The sequence below is a fragment of the Trichococcus paludicola genome, from assembly GCF_003052295.1.
In the GTDB taxonomy this organism is placed as follows: Bacteria; Bacillota; Bacilli; order Lactobacillales; family Aerococcaceae; genus Trichococcus; species Trichococcus paludicola.
The window spans coordinates 183,395-199,540 of sequence record NZ_QBLC01000005.1 but is presented as its reverse complement, the minus strand read 5'-3'; the positions used below and the strand labels follow the sequence as shown (position 1 = coordinate 199,540).

At 47.4% G+C, this 16,146-nt stretch carries 19 protein-coding genes; 7 read left to right on the top strand and 12 right to left on the bottom strand.

Features of this window, described 5'->3' with window-relative positions; genetic code table 11:
• Nucleotides 1-71: 71 nt before the first annotated feature.
• Nucleotides 72-626, top strand: coding sequence for a plasmid pRiA4b ORF-3 family protein (locus C7R56_RS08895; protein ID WP_107996412.1), 555 nt, complete (start codon nt 72-74; stop codon nt 624-626).
• Nucleotides 627-682: 56 nt separating this feature from the next.
• Here the strand turns inward: C7R56_RS08895 and C7R56_RS08890 are convergent, their stop codons facing one another.
• The 3 genes from C7R56_RS08890 to C7R56_RS08880 form a co-directional block, all read right to left on the bottom strand.
• Complete coding sequence (locus C7R56_RS08890; protein ID WP_107996468.1) at nt 683-1,915, bottom strand: L-lactate MFS transporter; 1,233 nt, start codon at nt 1,913-1,915, stop codon at nt 683-685.
• A 13-nt stretch (nt 1,916-1,928) separates the two neighbouring features.
• Nucleotides 1,929-3,497, bottom strand: coding sequence for an acyl CoA:acetate/3-ketoacid CoA transferase (locus C7R56_RS08885; protein ID WP_107996410.1), 1,569 nt, complete (start codon nt 3,495-3,497; stop codon nt 1,929-1,931).
• 83 nt (nt 3,498-3,580) lie between these two features.
• Entirely contained in the window at nt 3,581-4,579 is a 999-nt protein-coding gene (locus C7R56_RS08880; RefSeq protein ID WP_107996408.1) for a nitronate monooxygenase, read from the bottom strand.
• Between the two features lie 357 nt (nt 4,580-4,936).
• Here C7R56_RS08880 and C7R56_RS08875 point away from each other — a divergent pair, with 357 nt between their 5' ends.
• On the top strand, nt 4,937-5,866 hold the full coding sequence (locus C7R56_RS08875) for a LysR family transcriptional regulator (protein ID WP_107996406.1): 930 nt from the start codon (nt 4,937-4,939) through the stop codon (nt 5,864-5,866).
• Between the two features lie 91 nt (nt 5,867-5,957).
• Here the strand turns inward: C7R56_RS08875 and C7R56_RS08870 are convergent, their stop codons facing one another.
• The gene (locus C7R56_RS08870) at nt 5,958-6,305 is read right to left on the bottom strand and encodes a hypothetical protein (RefSeq protein ID WP_107996404.1); all 348 of its coding nucleotides are present in this window, start codon (nt 6,303-6,305) and stop codon (nt 5,958-5,960) included.
• Nucleotides 6,306-6,596: 291 nt separating this feature from the next.
• Here C7R56_RS08870 and C7R56_RS08865 point away from each other — a divergent pair, with 291 nt between their 5' ends.
• Nucleotides 6,597-7,052, top strand: coding sequence for an OsmC family protein (locus C7R56_RS08865; RefSeq protein ID WP_107996401.1), 456 nt, complete (start codon nt 6,597-6,599; stop codon nt 7,050-7,052).
• A 58-nt stretch (nt 7,053-7,110) separates the two neighbouring features.
• Here the strand turns inward: C7R56_RS08865 and C7R56_RS08860 are convergent, their stop codons facing one another.
• The gene (locus tag C7R56_RS08860; RefSeq protein WP_199903016.1) at nt 7,111-7,494 is read right to left on the bottom strand and encodes a MerR family transcriptional regulator; all 384 of its coding nucleotides are present in this window, start codon (nt 7,492-7,494) and stop codon (nt 7,111-7,113) included.
• A gap of 132 nt (nt 7,495-7,626) precedes the next feature.
• Nucleotides 7,627-8,430, bottom strand: coding sequence for an HAD-IIB family hydrolase (locus tag C7R56_RS08855; RefSeq protein WP_107996398.1), 804 nt, complete (start codon nt 8,428-8,430; stop codon nt 7,627-7,629).
• Between the two features lie 145 nt (nt 8,431-8,575).
• Between C7R56_RS08855 and corA the strand changes: the two genes are divergently transcribed.
• Nucleotides 8,576-9,529, top strand: coding sequence for a magnesium/cobalt transporter CorA (gene corA / locus C7R56_RS08850; protein ID WP_107996396.1), 954 nt, complete (start codon nt 8,576-8,578; stop codon nt 9,527-9,529).
• Here the strand turns inward: corA and C7R56_RS08845 are convergent, their stop codons facing one another.
• Complete coding sequence (locus tag C7R56_RS08845; RefSeq protein WP_159072215.1) at nt 9,530-9,787, bottom strand: hypothetical protein; 258 nt, start codon at nt 9,785-9,787, stop codon at nt 9,530-9,532.
• Between the two features lie 78 nt (nt 9,788-9,865).
• The gene (locus tag C7R56_RS08840; protein ID WP_107996392.1) at nt 9,866-10,108 is read right to left on the bottom strand and encodes a hypothetical protein; all 243 of its coding nucleotides are present in this window, start codon (nt 10,106-10,108) and stop codon (nt 9,866-9,868) included.
• A gap of 201 nt (nt 10,109-10,309) precedes the next feature.
• Here C7R56_RS08840 and C7R56_RS08835 point away from each other — a divergent pair, with 201 nt between their 5' ends.
• A complete protein-coding gene (locus C7R56_RS08835) occupies nt 10,310-11,113 on the top strand; it encodes a Cof-type HAD-IIB family hydrolase (protein WP_107996390.1) in 804 nt (267 codons plus the stop codon).
• Between the two features lie 64 nt (nt 11,114-11,177).
• On the opposite strand, the gene C7R56_RS08830 is transcribed toward C7R56_RS08835, so the two are convergent.
• A complete protein-coding gene (locus C7R56_RS08830) occupies nt 11,178-11,471 on the bottom strand; it encodes a helix-turn-helix domain-containing protein (RefSeq protein ID WP_107996387.1) in 294 nt (97 codons plus the stop codon).
• Between the two features lie 230 nt (nt 11,472-11,701).
• On the opposite strand from C7R56_RS08830, the gene C7R56_RS08825 reads away from it, so the two are divergent.
• On the top strand, nt 11,702-13,141 hold the full coding sequence (locus C7R56_RS08825) for a SulP family inorganic anion transporter (RefSeq protein ID WP_107996385.1): 1,440 nt from the start codon (nt 11,702-11,704) through the stop codon (nt 13,139-13,141).
• Between the two features lie 261 nt (nt 13,142-13,402).
• Here the strand turns inward: C7R56_RS08825 and C7R56_RS08820 are convergent, their stop codons facing one another.
• Entirely contained in the window at nt 13,403-14,089 is a 687-nt protein-coding gene (locus C7R56_RS08820) for a CBS domain-containing protein (protein ID WP_159072214.1), read from the bottom strand.
• A gap of 178 nt (nt 14,090-14,267) precedes the next feature.
• Here C7R56_RS08820 and C7R56_RS08815 point away from each other — a divergent pair, with 178 nt between their 5' ends.
• Nucleotides 14,268-14,636 carry a VOC family protein gene (locus C7R56_RS08815; RefSeq protein ID WP_159072213.1) on the top strand — a complete coding sequence of 123 codons (369 nt, stop codon included), beginning with the start codon at nt 14,268-14,270 and terminating at the stop codon, nt 14,634-14,636.
• A gap of 104 nt (nt 14,637-14,740) precedes the next feature.
• Here C7R56_RS08815 and C7R56_RS08810 read toward each other — a convergent pair whose 3' ends face one another.
• Both C7R56_RS08810 and C7R56_RS08805 read right to left on the bottom strand, forming a co-directional pair.
• Complete coding sequence (locus C7R56_RS08810) at nt 14,741-15,463, bottom strand: RibD family protein (RefSeq protein ID WP_107996380.1); 723 nt, start codon at nt 15,461-15,463, stop codon at nt 14,741-14,743.
• A gap of 351 nt (nt 15,464-15,814) precedes the next feature.
• A complete protein-coding gene (locus C7R56_RS08805) occupies nt 15,815-16,138 on the bottom strand; it encodes a PTS sugar transporter subunit IIB (RefSeq protein WP_107996377.1) in 324 nt (107 codons plus the stop codon).
• Nucleotides 16,139-16,146: the final 8 nt, after the last annotated feature.

Sequence of the window (16,146 nt, the reverse complement as noted above, 5' to 3'; positions counted from 1 at the left end):
GTAGCACCCCTTCTTATTTGAACTCGCCCTATGAAACCGTTATACTGAAAATAAAAAAGGTGGTTTTTCAAATGATGTTCGAACTCAGGGTTACGCTTTTGGATGTCGGCATACCGGTTTGGCGGGATATACAATTGGATGACGACACAACCTTCTCCGATCTGCATTTCATTCTCCAAAGTGCATTCAACTGGTCCGATCTCCACCCGCATACTTTCAGGTTTGCCTCGCCGCATAAAGACACATTGGCAGAAACCGATCGTCTGCGGGACCATGTCCAAGGAAAAGACGACAAAATCATCTACACTTACAATATGGAAGATAACTGGGAACATGAAATCATCCTGCAAAAAGCCTTTGAGGCGAAGGCGGACGTTCTCTATCCCCGTTGCGTGCGCGCCGAGAATCTGACGCCGGAGGAAGACCATACCCGCCTCGATATCACGGACGGCACACTAGACCTCGCGTATAAAGATTCCGGGGAAATTGTGAAAGCAATCAATGAGGAATTGGCCTATCTGAACGTCAGCGGCCTAGGCGAAGGCCTGCCGGGCCTTGATGAGGACGAGTGGATAGCACTGGATGATGACGAAGATGAATGGGAAGATGACGGCGGCCATCTATAAAAATCAAAAAAGCATCCCCTGCGCTCGTATTCGAGCGTAGGGGATGCTTTTTATGTTTATTGAGCAGTTTCTGTGATCGATTTAGTTGCTGTTTTTTTCTTGTAAACAAGATCCAGGATCAGACCTGCAGCCGCAACCACGATAGCAACATAGAAAGCTTTGGTGAAGTCACCGTTGTTTGCAGCAGCGATTCCTGCTGTTACTTTAGGTGCAACGAAAGCGGATGTCGAGTAACCGATGAACACGATACCGTAGTTGACGCCTTGGAATTTCGGTCCGAAGTTATCCATGACTAACGATGGGAACACGCCCATCACACCGCCGAAGCATAGGCCTAAACCAATGATCCCGAGTGTAAAACCGAACATGGATTTGACAAAAATAAGGATCAAGAAAGTAAGAATGATGACACTATACATGATGCTGATAGTCGTGGGTTGGCCCAATTTATCGGAAACAGCGCCCCAGATAACGCGACCCATAGTATTGCTAAGAGAATACACGCTGACATATACGGCTGCCGCTGCTGCGGATAGGCCGAACATGGATTGTCCGATCGGAGAAGCGTTTGAAGCGATCATCAAGCCTGAGAAAGCACCCATGGCGAACATTAGGATAATCATATAGAATTTCGGATCCTGCAGCATTTCTTTCCAGTTCTTGTTTACGACCGGTTTATTCGCTGCTGCAGTAGCCGCTGCGTTCATATTTTTTGGCATATAATCTTTCGGAGCAACCTTGATGAAGAGGCTGCAAGTGAAGCTGATGATGGCATAGGCGATACCCATCCGCACGAAAGTGTCGGCAACGCCAATACTTTGGATCAGTTGGTTTGCGATCGGAGCTGCGATGATGGCCGCTCCGCCCATACCTGCTGTGATCAATCCGGAAGCCAAACCTTTTTTATCCGGGAAGAAACGGATTGTGTTGCTTAGGCAACCTGAGTAAGCGAAGCCTTGTCCGAAACCAGCCATCAAACCGTAATAAATGTACAATTCAGTCAAAGTAGTTGCCGTACCCGCCAAAGCAAAACCCACACCGAACAATACCGCTCCGGCCATCGTGCTCCATTTCGACCAACCTTTGTCGGTCAAGAAGCCGCCCAAGATCATCGGAATCGGCCCTAAAGCCGCGTTGATCGCGAAGGCTACCATGACCTCAGCCATTGTCCAACCTCTTGCGGCAGACAACGGTCCCGCCAACACGCTGAAAGCATAAACTGCACCCGTACACATCAAGATACCCATAGAGCTGACTAAGACAGCCCAACGATTAATTTCCTTTTTCATCAACAACACTCCCTTATTTTCCATTCGCCATAACGATGTTTTTTAGTTCTCCCCAATTTTCGCGGAACATGCCTTCGTTCATTACTTTCAGATTTTCAGCAATGACCGGTTTGAAGCCCATTTGTCCCAAAATATCTTTTTCAAGATCGACGCCCGGGGCGATTTCGATCAGGCGCAATTTGCCTTTCTCGAGGTCGAATACCGCACGTTCTGTTACGTACAATACTTCCTGTTCCACTTCGGACGCGTATTCCCCGCTGAAAGTGACTTGTTCGACTTCAGCTACGAATTTCTTCGCTTTCCCTTCCTGGATGATCGTCAAACGGCCATCTTTGACTTCCTGCTGCAAGCCACCGGCAGTAAAGGTTCCTGCAAACACCAATTTTTTGGCAGCTTGAGAAATATTGATGAATCCGCCGCAACCAGCGACACGATTGCCGAACTTGGATACATTCACGTTTCCGTATGCATCGGTCTGAGCCAACCCCAACACGGATAAGTCCAAGCCGCCACCATCATAGAAATCGAATTGCGCATGATGATCCATGATCGCTTCGCTATTGAAGGCATGCCCGAAATCCCGCAATCCTGCCGGAACGCCGCCGATCGATCCAGCTTCGGTCGTCAACACCAATTGATCGCTGATTCCTTCCTCAGCACCGACTGTCGCGACATTGACAGGAATCCCTACGCCAAGGTTCAGGATAGCGGACGGAACCAACTCCATCGCTGCACGGCGGGCGATAACTTTACGTGCGTCCAATGGAAGTGCCGTTACAGCATCCATTGGTACTTTTGTATCGCCGGAGAAAGCCGGATTGTACTCAGTGTTTTCTGTCTGGAACTGATTGCCTGGTTGTGCCACGACAATGTAATCGACCATGATACCCGGTACTTTGACGTCTTTAGGATGCAGCGTGCCTGCTGCTGCTAATGTTTCCACTTGTGCGATCACGATGCCGCCTGAGTTTTTGACAGCCTGTGCGACCGGCAGCACTTCCATGTGCAAACCTTCTTTTTCAAGCGTCAAGTTACCTTTTTCATCGGCTACCGTTCCGCGGATCAGGCCGACATTGATCGGGAAAGTCGGGTAGAATAACCATTCTTCATTTTCGATTTCAACCACTTTGACGATATCTTCGGTCGTGCGCGGGGAAAGCTTGCCGCCTTCCAGACGCGGATCGACGAAGGTACGCATGCCGACTTTTGTGAACAAGCCCGGACGTTTTGCTGCGATTTCACGGTACAGTTGGGTAATGACCCCTTGCGGAAGGTTGTAGGCTTCGCATTTGTTTTCGACAATCAGGTCACTGAGTTGCGGAGAAGCACTGACGATGCCGCCGATCCAACGTTTGATCAAGCCTTCATGGGCAAGATGGCTCATCCCTTTTGTGCGGCGATCCCCTACAGCGCTCGCATGGATGACTGTCAGGTTGTTCGGATGGCCTTCCGCTTTAAAGCGATCTTCGATAGAAATGGCCATCTCTTCGTTCACACAGGCCATACCGAATCCGGTCAATGCCACTGTGCTGTTGTCTTTGATCAATTTTGCCGCTTCTGCAGCTGTGATTACTTTTGTCATAAGTGTACCCTCCTATTTGCTCGTTCATTCACATAAGTAAGTAAGAAAAAAGCTCAGTCTTACTCTGAGCTTTTCAGTTTTGATTAATAAGCAATCTTCAATGATGCTGCGATTGCTTCAGCGTCCTTGAACAATGTTTCGATGATTTCTTTGGCAGGACGGATATCACGGACCATACCGGTGATTTGGCCAGCCATGACCGATCCATTCTCGACATCGCCTTCGAAGACGGCTTTGCTCAATGAACCCAATGATAATTCTTCCAATTCATCACGGGATGCATTGTTGTTTTCCAGTTCCTGGAACTTCGCAAGCATCTTGTTTTTGATGGAACGGACAGGTGCTCCGTTGCGGCGTCCTGTAACGATTGTAGCTGTATCATCAGCATCCAGTACGGCTTGCTTGAATGTAGCTGGAACCGGGCATTCTTCAGCAGACAAGAAAAGTGTTCCTACTTGGATCCCTTGAGCACCCATCGCGTACATCGCAACGACTCCGCGGCCATCACCGACTCCGCCGGCTCCCAATACAGGGATGTTGACTGCGCTGACTACTTGCGGCACTAAGCACATGGTTGTTGTTTCGCCGACGTGTCCGCCCGCTTCTGTTCCTTCAGCTACGATTGCATCAGCGCCCAAGGCTTCCATTTTTTGTGCATGTTTCACGGAAGCTACTACTGGAATGACTTTGATGCCAGCTTCTTTGAATTTCGGCATGAACGGTTTCGGTGTTCCTGCTCCAGTTGTTACGACTTTGACGCCCTCTTCGATCACGACATCAACCAATTCCGGGCAATTCTTCATCATCAACATCAAGTTAACGGCGAAAGGCTTGTCCGTCATTGTTTTGCATTTTTGGATTTCTGCACGCAATTGATCTGCTGTCATCCCGCCTGAAGCGATGATGCCGAGTCCGCCTGCATTTGAAACGGCAGAAGCGATATCAGCTGTTGCGATCCGTGCCATCGCTCCTTGAAAAATAGGATATTCTATTCCTAGCATTTCACATAATGTTGTCATTTCGTTTTTCCTTCTTCCTTGAATTGTGAGTGATGAGTCTACAAGGTCGGCTGAAATTGCCATTGCGCTTGCTCACCTTTTCTCTTGATAGTCGCATTATAGAATTGATCAGATTAATTGTGAAATAGTAATCTTCACCGGTTTATCATAACTGTTTGGTTATACGAAATAATTTGATTCGGAATGGAAAGCTCGTCGTTAGTGAGTTTATGAACAAATATAATACACCTCTTTTTTGAGATAATGTATTTTGTCCATATCTTTTTTGTTCTGAATAGATATCATCTCCATAACTCTTCTGTTATAATTGTGATTATTTTATCTTTCACAATCGAAAATGCGTTAAAATAACTTCTGTGATACCCTATCGTTCTCTATTTCAAACAGAAATAAAGCCACCCATCGAAAGGATGACTTAAAATGCTGCAACAGACCACTATCATTGCCTACCTGGATGCCATCGTCAGTGAAGGAACCTTCACCCAGGCGGCAAAGTCTCTATATATTTCCCAACCTTACCTCAGCAAAACCATCACGAAACTGGAAGAGGAACTCCAAACCCAATTGGTCGAGCGCAATCGGACTCCGATGGAATTGACCTATGCCGGCGAAAGGTTCCTGACGCACATGAAAAAGATGCAGAACCAGTACGAGGATATGGTCAACGAATTGACCCTGATCACAAAACTGAAATACGGCCGAATCCGCATCGGTGTCCATCCGATCATGGGTTCCTTCCTGCTTCCGCTGATTTTGCCCAAGTTCCATGAAAAATATCCCGGCATCGTTCTGAAAATCATGGAACAGGACGCCAAGACGACAGAGATGGACCTGTTAGAAAACAAAGTCGATCTCTACTTGGGTATGCTGCCGATCCATAACGAACAGCTATCCTACACGATGCTTGCGGATGACAAATGGTGCGTCATTGTACCGGACACGAGCCCGCTGTACCAACCCGGGCTAAAGGAAATTGAAAAATTTCCGTACCCATTGAACTTGTTGAAGAATGAAAAGTATGTGCTGACCACTTCCCAATCCGGGATCCGTAAACAGGCAAACGAATTCCTCAAGCATCTGGACATCAAAGCCGATATCGTCATGGAATCACAGAACATTTCTACCGCAGCAGCGCTTGCGCGAAAAGGAATGGGACTGACTTTTCTGCCGAAGAGTGCGCTCAACAACAGTGAATTGATGGACAGCTACAATATTTTTTATATCGAAACCAGCATCGTCCGCACCCGTTATTTCATCGCCTACAGCAAAAAAAAGACCCTTTCGTCCGTCGACTTGGCCCTGATCGATATGGCGAAAGAGCTGATGAAAGCCTACAGCGATTCCATCTGAAAAAATAGAAAAAAAAGGAGCAAGAGAGTGCGTCATTTACGCATTCCCTTACTCTTTTTTTTGAATCACATATATAAAAAAACACCAGAGCTCAGTCTGGTGTCCCAACATTCGCTGCTTTCAAGTTCTTGATTTCCAAAAACTTTTGGCAGAGTTTATCCAATTCCTGCTCCATCACAGCGCTCGTCTCAGGTGAATAACTGAGCATTTTTGCCGGATTGGATACCAAATCCAGAACGGAATCGGGAACCACCTTGTCGCCTTCGACATGGACAGCAATCTGTGGGAAGTAGTTCGTTGTCCCGCAGCATGCTGAGACAAGATAGGCGATTTCATAATGCTCATTGCCTTTGTCGCGGATGCGGAAATAGCCATCGCCGATGAATTCCTTTTCCGGTCCGAAATTAGCCAATATCAGTTCCAAATCCTTCTTTTCCATTGAGAAAACCCCTTTTCTTCATGAATCAACCAAGATGATTATTTGCCTAAAAAACGTGAATATAGGCTTGTACTTCAACACTTACCCGCACTTTTCCTTCAAAGATAGTATACCACTCTCGGACGGTTTTGGACATCCACTGTGCAACAGATGAGAGCAATATTTCTGGTATTTCCCCGAGCCACCTTCCTCGTGTGGAAGGAGTGCTTCTGGTAAGTTTATCCTTCACCGCTGTGATAAAATAAACTTGTAAGCGCTGACTGAACAAATCATAGAAACGGGGTTATCCAGATGACAGAAACAAAATTAGCGAAACTGAGAATCACTGGCCAATCACACCAAGGCATCACCACTACAGTAAAAGTCCGCAATCTGCCTGAATTTTTTGTGGATGAATCGGAACGGATGGGCGGCGACAACAAAGGGCCGAATCCGCTGGAATATCTTTTGAGTTCCTTGGCAGGCTGCACATCGATCATAGCCTATTATGTAGCCGAACAACAGGGGCTCACCTACAGAGGACTGTCGTTCACCGTCGAAGGCACCTTTGATCCACGCGGTTTTGCCGGGGAGGATGATATCCGGACCTACTTCCAGGAAGTCACGCTCATCAATCATATCGAAACTGATGAGACCGACGAAGCCATTGAGAAGCTGGCGGCTGAAGTCGAAAGAAGATGCCCCGTCTATAACCTCATGTTGGATGCGGGCGTCGACATGTCGACCCAATGGATTCGGACCAATTAATAAAAATCCCATCAGCCGACTTAAATTAGGCGGCCCGATGGGATTTTTTTGCGTTGTATCATTTGAATTCCCTCAGCTTGTTTTCGCTTGGAACCATGTGGCTCGTATAATTTTCGATTTTGAACGTCAGCCGATCCATCGCTTGCTGCATGACATCGATCCGTTCCTGGAGTTCGCGCTGTTGTTCAACCAACAGATCCATTCTTGCCGGAACGGTCTCTTCGCCACTGCGGAAGAGTGCAAGATATTCGATCAAGGATTCGATCGATAAACCTGCATTGCGCATCTGGCGGCTGAAGACGATCCACTTCAGATCTTCTTCATCGAACTCACGGACCCCATTTTCATTCCTTTTTATTGGAGGAATCAGACCGATCCTCTCATAGTAGCGGATCGTATCAGCCGATACACCCGTTTGTTCGCTGGCCTTCTTTATGTTTATCATCTCGTCCATCCTTTCGGCATCAAAATCTATCCTGACAGTAAGCCTCAGTTACATTCTATACCTTGGAGTGGACTCCAAGTCAATTGGAAATTTTCGAGGATCGGAGATGCCCTTGCTTTAAATAAAGTGCTATTCTTGCAACGCAAGCAACTGGAGAATTGTGTGCGACACCGCATCCTCATCATTTGTCCTGCCCGTGATGAAAGCCGCCGTGTCCTTGATGATCGGATAAGCATTCCGCACAGCGAAACTGTATCTGCCGCTCTCCATCATTTCGATGTCGTTCATCCCATCCCCGAACACCATCGTTTCTTCCGGGGTGACCTGCAGCAGCTCCTGCAGTCGGGCGACCGTACTCCCTTTATGCACGTTGAAGTCGGTGATGTCCAGCCAGGCCTTCTCCGAAGCGACGATATGCGCCCGGTCGCTGTAATCGATTAATTTTTCAGCTGTTTGGATGCAGCGCTCTTGCATATCGCGGACTGTGATTTTGATAAAATCGTCCGCGATGGCCCCAAAATCAGCCACCGTAATCACTTTCTTGTACGATTTCCTGACAGCTGCGGATTCCTCGGGCGACAAATCACTTTTAATCATGGCGGCTTCTTTCGTGCAGGCAATCAACGTATGCCCAAGCTGCATCTCTTCCAGTTCGCGCAGGATGGCAAGGCCTGTCCCATTCTCTAACAACGATTCGTAAACGACTGCGCCGTTGCGTTTGATCCGCGACGCACTGTCCCCCAGGATCCAAAAATCAGCCGCATCCTCGCCGAATATTTCTTCGACGCGCTCGCTCTGCTTGCCGGTGCATGGCGCGAAAACGACTCCTTTTTCCGTCATCAACTGCTTGACCTGCTTGAAAAGTTCTCTATTGAAATCCCCTTTGTTGTTCAAGAACGTCCCGTCCATATCCGTCAAAATCAATTTGATCATCCGATATCCTCCGTTCCGATTGTCTTCTCGCTCCCATTATCGCATATTTCTCCGCTTCTGACCGTTAAATGACCCAAAAATGGCATCGGCAGTGCATTTCCCGTATAATGGATATTGAAATCATTCGTAAAGAAGGTGCAAATATATGATAACAGTTACCGGCATCACAGCCGACAATCTCGTCCACACAGACATCGATTTGGATACAACCGACTTGTCAGCCTACAAATGGATCTGGGCCGACTTCAATGAGCCTAGCCCATCCGAAGTAAAATATCTCGAGAAGACCTTCCATTTCCATCCACTTGCTATAGAAGACTGTCTGCAAATACTGCAGCGTCCGAAGCTAGATTATTATGAAGATTACACGTTTTATGTGACGCATCACGTTCGCAAAGAAGGCAGAGACCTCTTCAAAGAAGAATTAGATTTCTTTGTCAGCGAAAAACTAATCGTCACTTTTCAGCTCGCCCACTCAAAAGAAGTGGCCTATATCCAGAAACAATTGTTGGCTCAATATAATGCCGAAAACTGGGACCCGTATTTTATTTTTTACAGAATCCTTGATCAGATTGTGGATAATTATTTCCCTTTAATCCACGACATCGAAGATCGGCTTGCTCAACTTGAAGAGGACAACCTGAACAAAACGACTGCCGCATTCATACCTGAATTGATGGAGTCTCGGCATCTTCTGCTGGGTCTGCTGCAGACCGTCACTCCGATGCGGGATCTGCTTTACCGCATGCTGAATTCCCAACACTTGGAAGGCGTCAGCAAAAGACGGAGTTATTTTTCGGACATCCATGATGACCTGCTGAAGGTATCCGAGATGATTACCTCAAACCGTGAAGTGACGACAGATATGCGCGATAGTTACCTATCGCTGAATTCCCATCAGACCAATAATGTGATGAAGGTCCTTACAATCATTACTTCAATTTTCTCGCCTTTGACATTGATTGCAGGCATCTATGGGATGAACTTCGAACATATGCCCGAATTGACTTGGAAATACGGCTACTTTTTGGCTATCGGCCTGATGTTTGGAATCGGTTTGGCAATGTATCGCTGGTTCAAAAAAAGCGGCTGGTTCTGATTACCGGCCGTTTTTTTTGTAATATGTGGCGACAGGATATTTCAATTTCCCTGTCTCCAGATAGATGCTGAAATCATTCACCGCAAACAGATCACCTGGCTCAAGCAAAAAGAAATAGAGGCGGGTAGGATAACGTTTGCTTTTGGCCAAAATATGATTGTTGCCCTCATAAACGTACCACCAGATTTCGAACAACTCTCTTCTGACGGAAAGATTATCCTCTAACAGAGTAAACTCATAACAGCCCTTTCGTTCCAACAGATCGGCGACATCCAGTTTTTTTCTCTAGGTTCCTTTTTGCATCAGCCTCATTTTCCTCACCCTATCCATCAGCTATCATTTTTGACTTACATGATATTTCTGCACCACGACTTGATTGCGCTTGTTCTTCCTACCGTAGATCACGATCGCGTTTCCTTCGGTGACCTGATACAGAAAATCCAATGAATGCGCACGGATCAAGCAATTCTGCTTCTCTTCCTTGTCCACCGTCAGCGTGAAGCGGATCAGCGGTGTTTCCTCCAGTTTGAGGATTTTGATTTTTTCAACTGAACCTTTCAAGCAAATCCCATTTTCCATATCAGTCACATCCTTTAACCTTATAATACGAACGCACGTTCTTTTTGTCAACTGTTTCCTTCTCGGAAAAACCGCTGACGGCATTCTTTTCATCTTGGGAAAAGTAAGGAAACGTGTTAAGATGTTGTAAACATAAGCGGATGCTCAAAACTGGCGGCCCCAACCGGGTTGTTTTTGCATCCGACGAAAGGAAGATTCGCCATGCCCATCAAACTGATCGCCGTCGATATGGACGGGACTTTCCTGGACAGCCGGAAGGAATTCAACAAGGAGCGCTTCGCGGCCCTGTACGAACGCATGCTCGAAAAGGATATCCGTTTTGTCGTGGCCAGCGGAAACCAATACTATCAACTGCGTTCTTTTTTTCCTGAAATACAGGATGATATTGCTTTTGTCGCGGAAAACGGAGCCTTTGTCGTGGACCGTAACAAAGAGCTGTCCGTCGGTGAGATGACGCAGGATACGATCGATAAAGTGCTCCGGATTTTCAAGGAATTGGATGCCTATTCGAAATTGGTCGTTTGCGGCAAAAACAGTGCCTATGTCGACAACTCCGTTTCCGATTACTTTTACCATAATACGAAACGCTTCTATCATCGCTTGAAGCGTGTTGATTCTTTTTCCGAAATAGACGACATCATCTTCAAATTTGCATCCGGATTTGGTGAGGATGAAGTACCCGCACTCTTGGAACACTTCACACGCGAAGTAGGCGATGTCGTTTCCCCTGTACCGACCGGCCATGGCTCCATTGACCTCATCATTCCCGGCATGCATAAAGCTTCCGGCATCCAATTGCTGCAGAAACTGTGGGGCATCTCCGATGAGGAGACCGCCGCATTCGGCGACAGCGGGAATGACATCGAAATGCTCCAGCATGTGGCTTACAGTTTCGCGATGGCCAATGCATCCGACGACGTCAAAAAAGCCGCCAAATACCGTGCCCTTTCGAACAATGAAGAAGGCGTGTTGGCTGCAATCGAACAGCTGCTCGAAATGGAATAGACGAAAAAAGGAAGATGCCCACGCCTCATATTGAAGCGGGTTGCATCTTCCTTTTCTATTCTTACTAGGAAATCAAGCCTGTCAAAAAGGCCAATAATTCATACTTTTTCTCTTCGGGCATTTTTTTGATTTGAGCGGTAAGTTTCTTTTCCACTGGGCTCATTTCCGCATTGAAGAATTCCGCCAAGGTAACCCCAAGCACCTCGCAGATATGGTTGAGCGTCTTCAGGGACAACTTAGTCGAATTATGTTCAATGGCTGAAATGAAGGAAGGCGAGACGTCGATCTGCTCAGCCAATTCTTTCGCCGTCATTTTGTTCAGTTTGCGTAATTCTTGAATGCGACTGCCTACTTCCATCTGATTCGCTCCTCTTTTCTTGAATTCAACTTTTCTTTTTACATACTAACACACCGCAGTCTAAAATTTAAAGCTTTTTCCACTTTTATTAAACTTACCACCCAAAATATATACTCGGGAATAACTTTTTTTCCATTTATGTTCAGTTATGTGTTAATATGTTTTTTGTAAGTATGTCTAATGATTTTGAAAATCAAATAAACGCTATTTTTTCAAGAAGGAAGGTATTTATGCAACAATACAAACAAGAATGGTTCAGTAATATCAAAGGGGATATCCTGGCAGGTATCGTTGTCTGTTTGGCTCTATTCCCTGAAGTCATCGGCTTCATGATCGTCGCAGGAGTACCCCCAGTCGTGGGAGTCTACGCCACTTTCTTCATCACGGCCATTGCAGCCTTTTTCGGTTCCAGCAAGGGCATGATTTCCGCAGCCGCTGGGTCTGTGGCCTTGGTGCTGGCTCATCTGGTCTCCGAATACGGAATCCAGTACCTTTTTGCCGCGACGATTCTGGCAGGTGTCCTGCAAGTCGTCTTGGGATTCCTCAAAATCGGTACCTTGATGCGTTACATTCCGAAGCCTGTCATGATCGGTTTCGTCAATGGCTTGGGAATCATGATGTTCACTTCGCAATTGGACCATTTCCAAGGCAGCCTGCTTTTGCCGCTTCTGGGACTGTTGGGAATCGCGATCATTTTCCTGTTCCCTCGGGTCACGAAGAAAATCCCTGCACCTATCGTTGCGATCTTCGTAATCACCGCGATTGTGCTGGGCTTTGGCTTGGATGTGAAAACGTTGGGCGATATGGGGTCCATCTCAACCGATTTGCCGCGCTTCGGCATCCCGGCTGTTCCGATGACACTGGAAACTTTGCGGATCATTTTTCCCACTGCGCTTTCGGTCGCCATCGTCGGATTGGTTGAATCCTTGTTGACCGCACAGTTGGTCGATGAAATTACAGAGGAAAAAAGCGACAAAAATCAAGAGACCTTGAGCCAAGGCCTGGGAAATCTCGTTTCCGGCTTCTTCGGCGGAATTGCCGGTTGTGGCATGATCGGTCAGACAATCATCAACTTGAATTACGGCGGCCTTGGCCGTCTTGCAACTTTCCTATCCGGATTCTTTATGTTGTTGTCCGTTGTTCTTTTGAACGGCGCCGTCGTCCAGATTCCTGTTATCGCTTTGGCAGCCGTCATGGTCGTCGTTTCTATCGAAACCATCAACTGGGACTCGATCAAAAGACTGCGTACGAATCCTAAAAACGAAACCTTTGCTATGGTCCTCACCGTCGCCATCGTTATCGGAACGCATAACTTGGCTTACGGTGTCGTAGCCGGCACTTTGGTCAGCGCCATCTTCGCCGCTTTCAAAATGTCCCATCTCCATGTTGAAGCCGGGACTGCCGAGGATGAACACCACTATAAAGTGGATGGCCACCTGTACTTCGCTTCCGCCGAAAAATTTCTGGACTTTTTTGCTGAAGAAATCGAACACGAGGAAGAAGTCGTCATCGACATCAGCGCCATGACGCTGTGGGATTCCACTGCTGTCGAAGCGATCGACAAACTTATTACCCGCAACAAAAAACGGGGCGTGAAAACGACGCTTACCGGTGCGAATCCGCAAAGCTCAGCCCTTTTCAAACGGATTTCCATCCACAACAAAAAATAAGAAAAATCAAGGGCTGCCTCCTCCGGCGAACGCAGTCCTCGACGGAGGTCGGTTATCATTCTGGTTGCGTTCTCCGATGAGCCAGGCTTGATCGGAAGTGAGGGCGATTGTTACCGATGTCCTCCTGTGAAGGGAGCCTTCACAGGAGCTGCGCACGCATTTCGGCATCCTGCTCCACAGTCAGCAACAGGATTCAATACAATAAAGACAGGCTGCCCCAATGAGGCAGCCTGTCTTTATTGTTGCTGAACGAAAGCTTGTCTACACTTCCACCAAGTCGAAACGCGTGATGATGCCGAGCAAATTCTCTGTATTTTTGCCGCTGTCCGTCACCAACAGCGCATCAATCTTTTGGTTATCGAACTGTGCTTCGGCTTCATAGATAGTAGCATCCTTCTTGATGAAGGCAAAATTATTTTTGTTCTCGTCCAACACAAGTATATCTCGCGCAAGCGTTCCGCCGATCGAAATGCTGGCTTCATGCGCATGTTGGGAAAGCCAGTGCGTGATACCATTCTCCGTCAACAACCCAATCACTTTTCCGTTTCCATCCTTGATTGGAAATTGGGTCAGATCGGTGTTTCGGATAGTTTCAAGGACTGCAGGAAGCGGGGTCGTTTCCTTGAAAAATTTCACATCATTCGACTTGATATCAAAAGTGGTTTTCGGTTTCAACAGTTGGTTGTGGATTGCTTTAATCATATTCAGCGCCGCCTCGTTGACGAGCACCAGATCGCTCTGGTTTCCATGGCTCAAGAAGTTACGCAGATCCCCTAATATCTGGAAGTCATCCCGTACCCTTTTCACATAGCTGTCGTAGCGCGCGGCGTTATCCACCAACTCGTAAAAGCTGTAGTAGGATTTCCCGCGGTCGGGCTTGTATTCCTTGTTGAAGAAACTCTCGATATCATTGAAATAACCCATAAACGCTTCGTTATTGCTCTTCAATTGCCTTCACCTCTCTCAAACTGCTCTCGTTATGCTTATATTCTAACAATTCGCAGCGGGAAATACGAATCCAAAGCCTTTCATCCAAAAAAGCCTGCTGCAAAAGTTCCTCACGTTGGCCTCCGAATAATTCCCGGCGTATAATGAGCATATGACCGAAAAGAACGGAGGAAATGATATGACAACAGCGAATATCATGCTTTATGTAGAGGATGTAGAGGCGAATGCCGATTTTTGGAAACAATATCTCGCTTTCAAAGAAGTCGACCGCTTTGACTTTGGTGATTCCATCAGTATTGTGCTTGCCGTGAATCCTACGTGCAATCTGCAGCTGTTCGACATTGATTTCATCAAAAAGAATTCACCGGAAGTGGCATCCAACAAGCCTTCCTTGTTATTCGACATCTCTGATTTCGAAGGGCTGTACGCGCGTTTCAAGGAAAACGACGAGACAGTCGGCGAAATCATCGAAATGGGCGGCGCCAGGACCTTCAACTTCCCCGACAGGGACGGCAACTACTACGCCGTTCGGGAAGCGGCTGAATAAACGGACCACGCACTCCGTACCGCATCATCAACATAAAGAACCACCGGATCCGAGGGCAAAATGCCTTGAATCCGGTGGTTATTTCGTTATTCAGGACCCTCGTTTCACTCCGAAAGATAAATCAGCCGGATGCCATCCGGATCGATCCGTTCGAATGTATCCAATCTAAACTTCCGGATTCGCTGATCCGGACTGCTCCCGAACTCGAACAGTGAAACAGAATTGGAAACGCCTTCGACAAGCGGGGCGATGATAAGGCTGATTTCATCGACTAATCCTTCACTCGCGAACGACCCATTCACGAAGCCGCCACCGACCAGCATGAAGGTCTGAATGCCAAAATGTTTATGAAGCTTATCCAAGGCAACCGTCATCGACAACGGTTTAATCTCCCCCGCAAAAATGTAGGAAACCCCCACTTTCCTGAGATGGGCCAGATACCGATCAGAGACCACCTCGCTCAAGATTGTGACGATGTGATCGCCTTTTCTTTCCGGGTACTCGTCACCGATTACATTCGTTTGCCAGCCGAGTTTCCCTTCCGGATCGACCGCGATTGCGTAAGAGCTGAATGCATCCGGATGAATATAGTCTTCCCTCGGGATAGCTTCATCCGGGTATGCGGACAGGTCCACTTTATTCCCGAATGTGATGTGCTGCTCGAACGTGATTCGCCCGCAGATCCAATTGTCCGAACCGTAAGTTTGTAGCGTCCCCTCATAGGCATTCCCGTACGGCCCGAACTCTGGCGCACCCAAATAATGCCCCGCCGCACGCCCGTCTATCGACATCGCCATATGACAAATCACTCTGTAAGGTCTGTTCATTTTATTTTCCTCCGTTCCGAATCTTCATTGCTGATTCCATCATACCCCCTTGAAGTAAGGTCAAGTCAAGAAGAAAGCAATCAGATACCGCTAGAATCGGTAGCCCCTCCAAAATGTATCCTCAGCTCCGGGGAGGCTCCCCTCGCCGGAGGACAACGGTAACTTTCGGCACCTTCTCCGGCGAGGATATCCTCATCGGAGAACAACTAAAAACGCAAGCCGAACTCCGGCCAAGCCTCCGCTCGCCGGAGCTGAGAGTCGAAAAGCCGTTCACAAATATTTTTCCGCCATACAAAAGTTTCCAAATGAAAAAGCCGCCTCAAATGAGACGGCTGCCATACTTATTTATGCTTATTCCCCGATCAACGCGATGATTTCATCCAATACAGCTTCCCCGTCCAGGATCTCGTAATTTTCCTTCGAAATCAGCTTGTAAGGTACTGCTTTATAGGTCAGAAAATCCTTCAGTCGCGCGATTTCGTATTTGGATTGCGGGCCGATCATCAGGGCATCGATCGATTGGCTTTGGATCGCTTGTTCCGCGATGATCGCCGGTGCGGAGTAGACATGGATGTCCAGTCCCCTTTCATCCGCCGCGTTCTGCACATTCTTCACCAGCAAGCCGGTCGTGATGCCTGCCGTACAAATCAATAAGGCTGTCTTTTGTTCGGTCATCTGCTTCA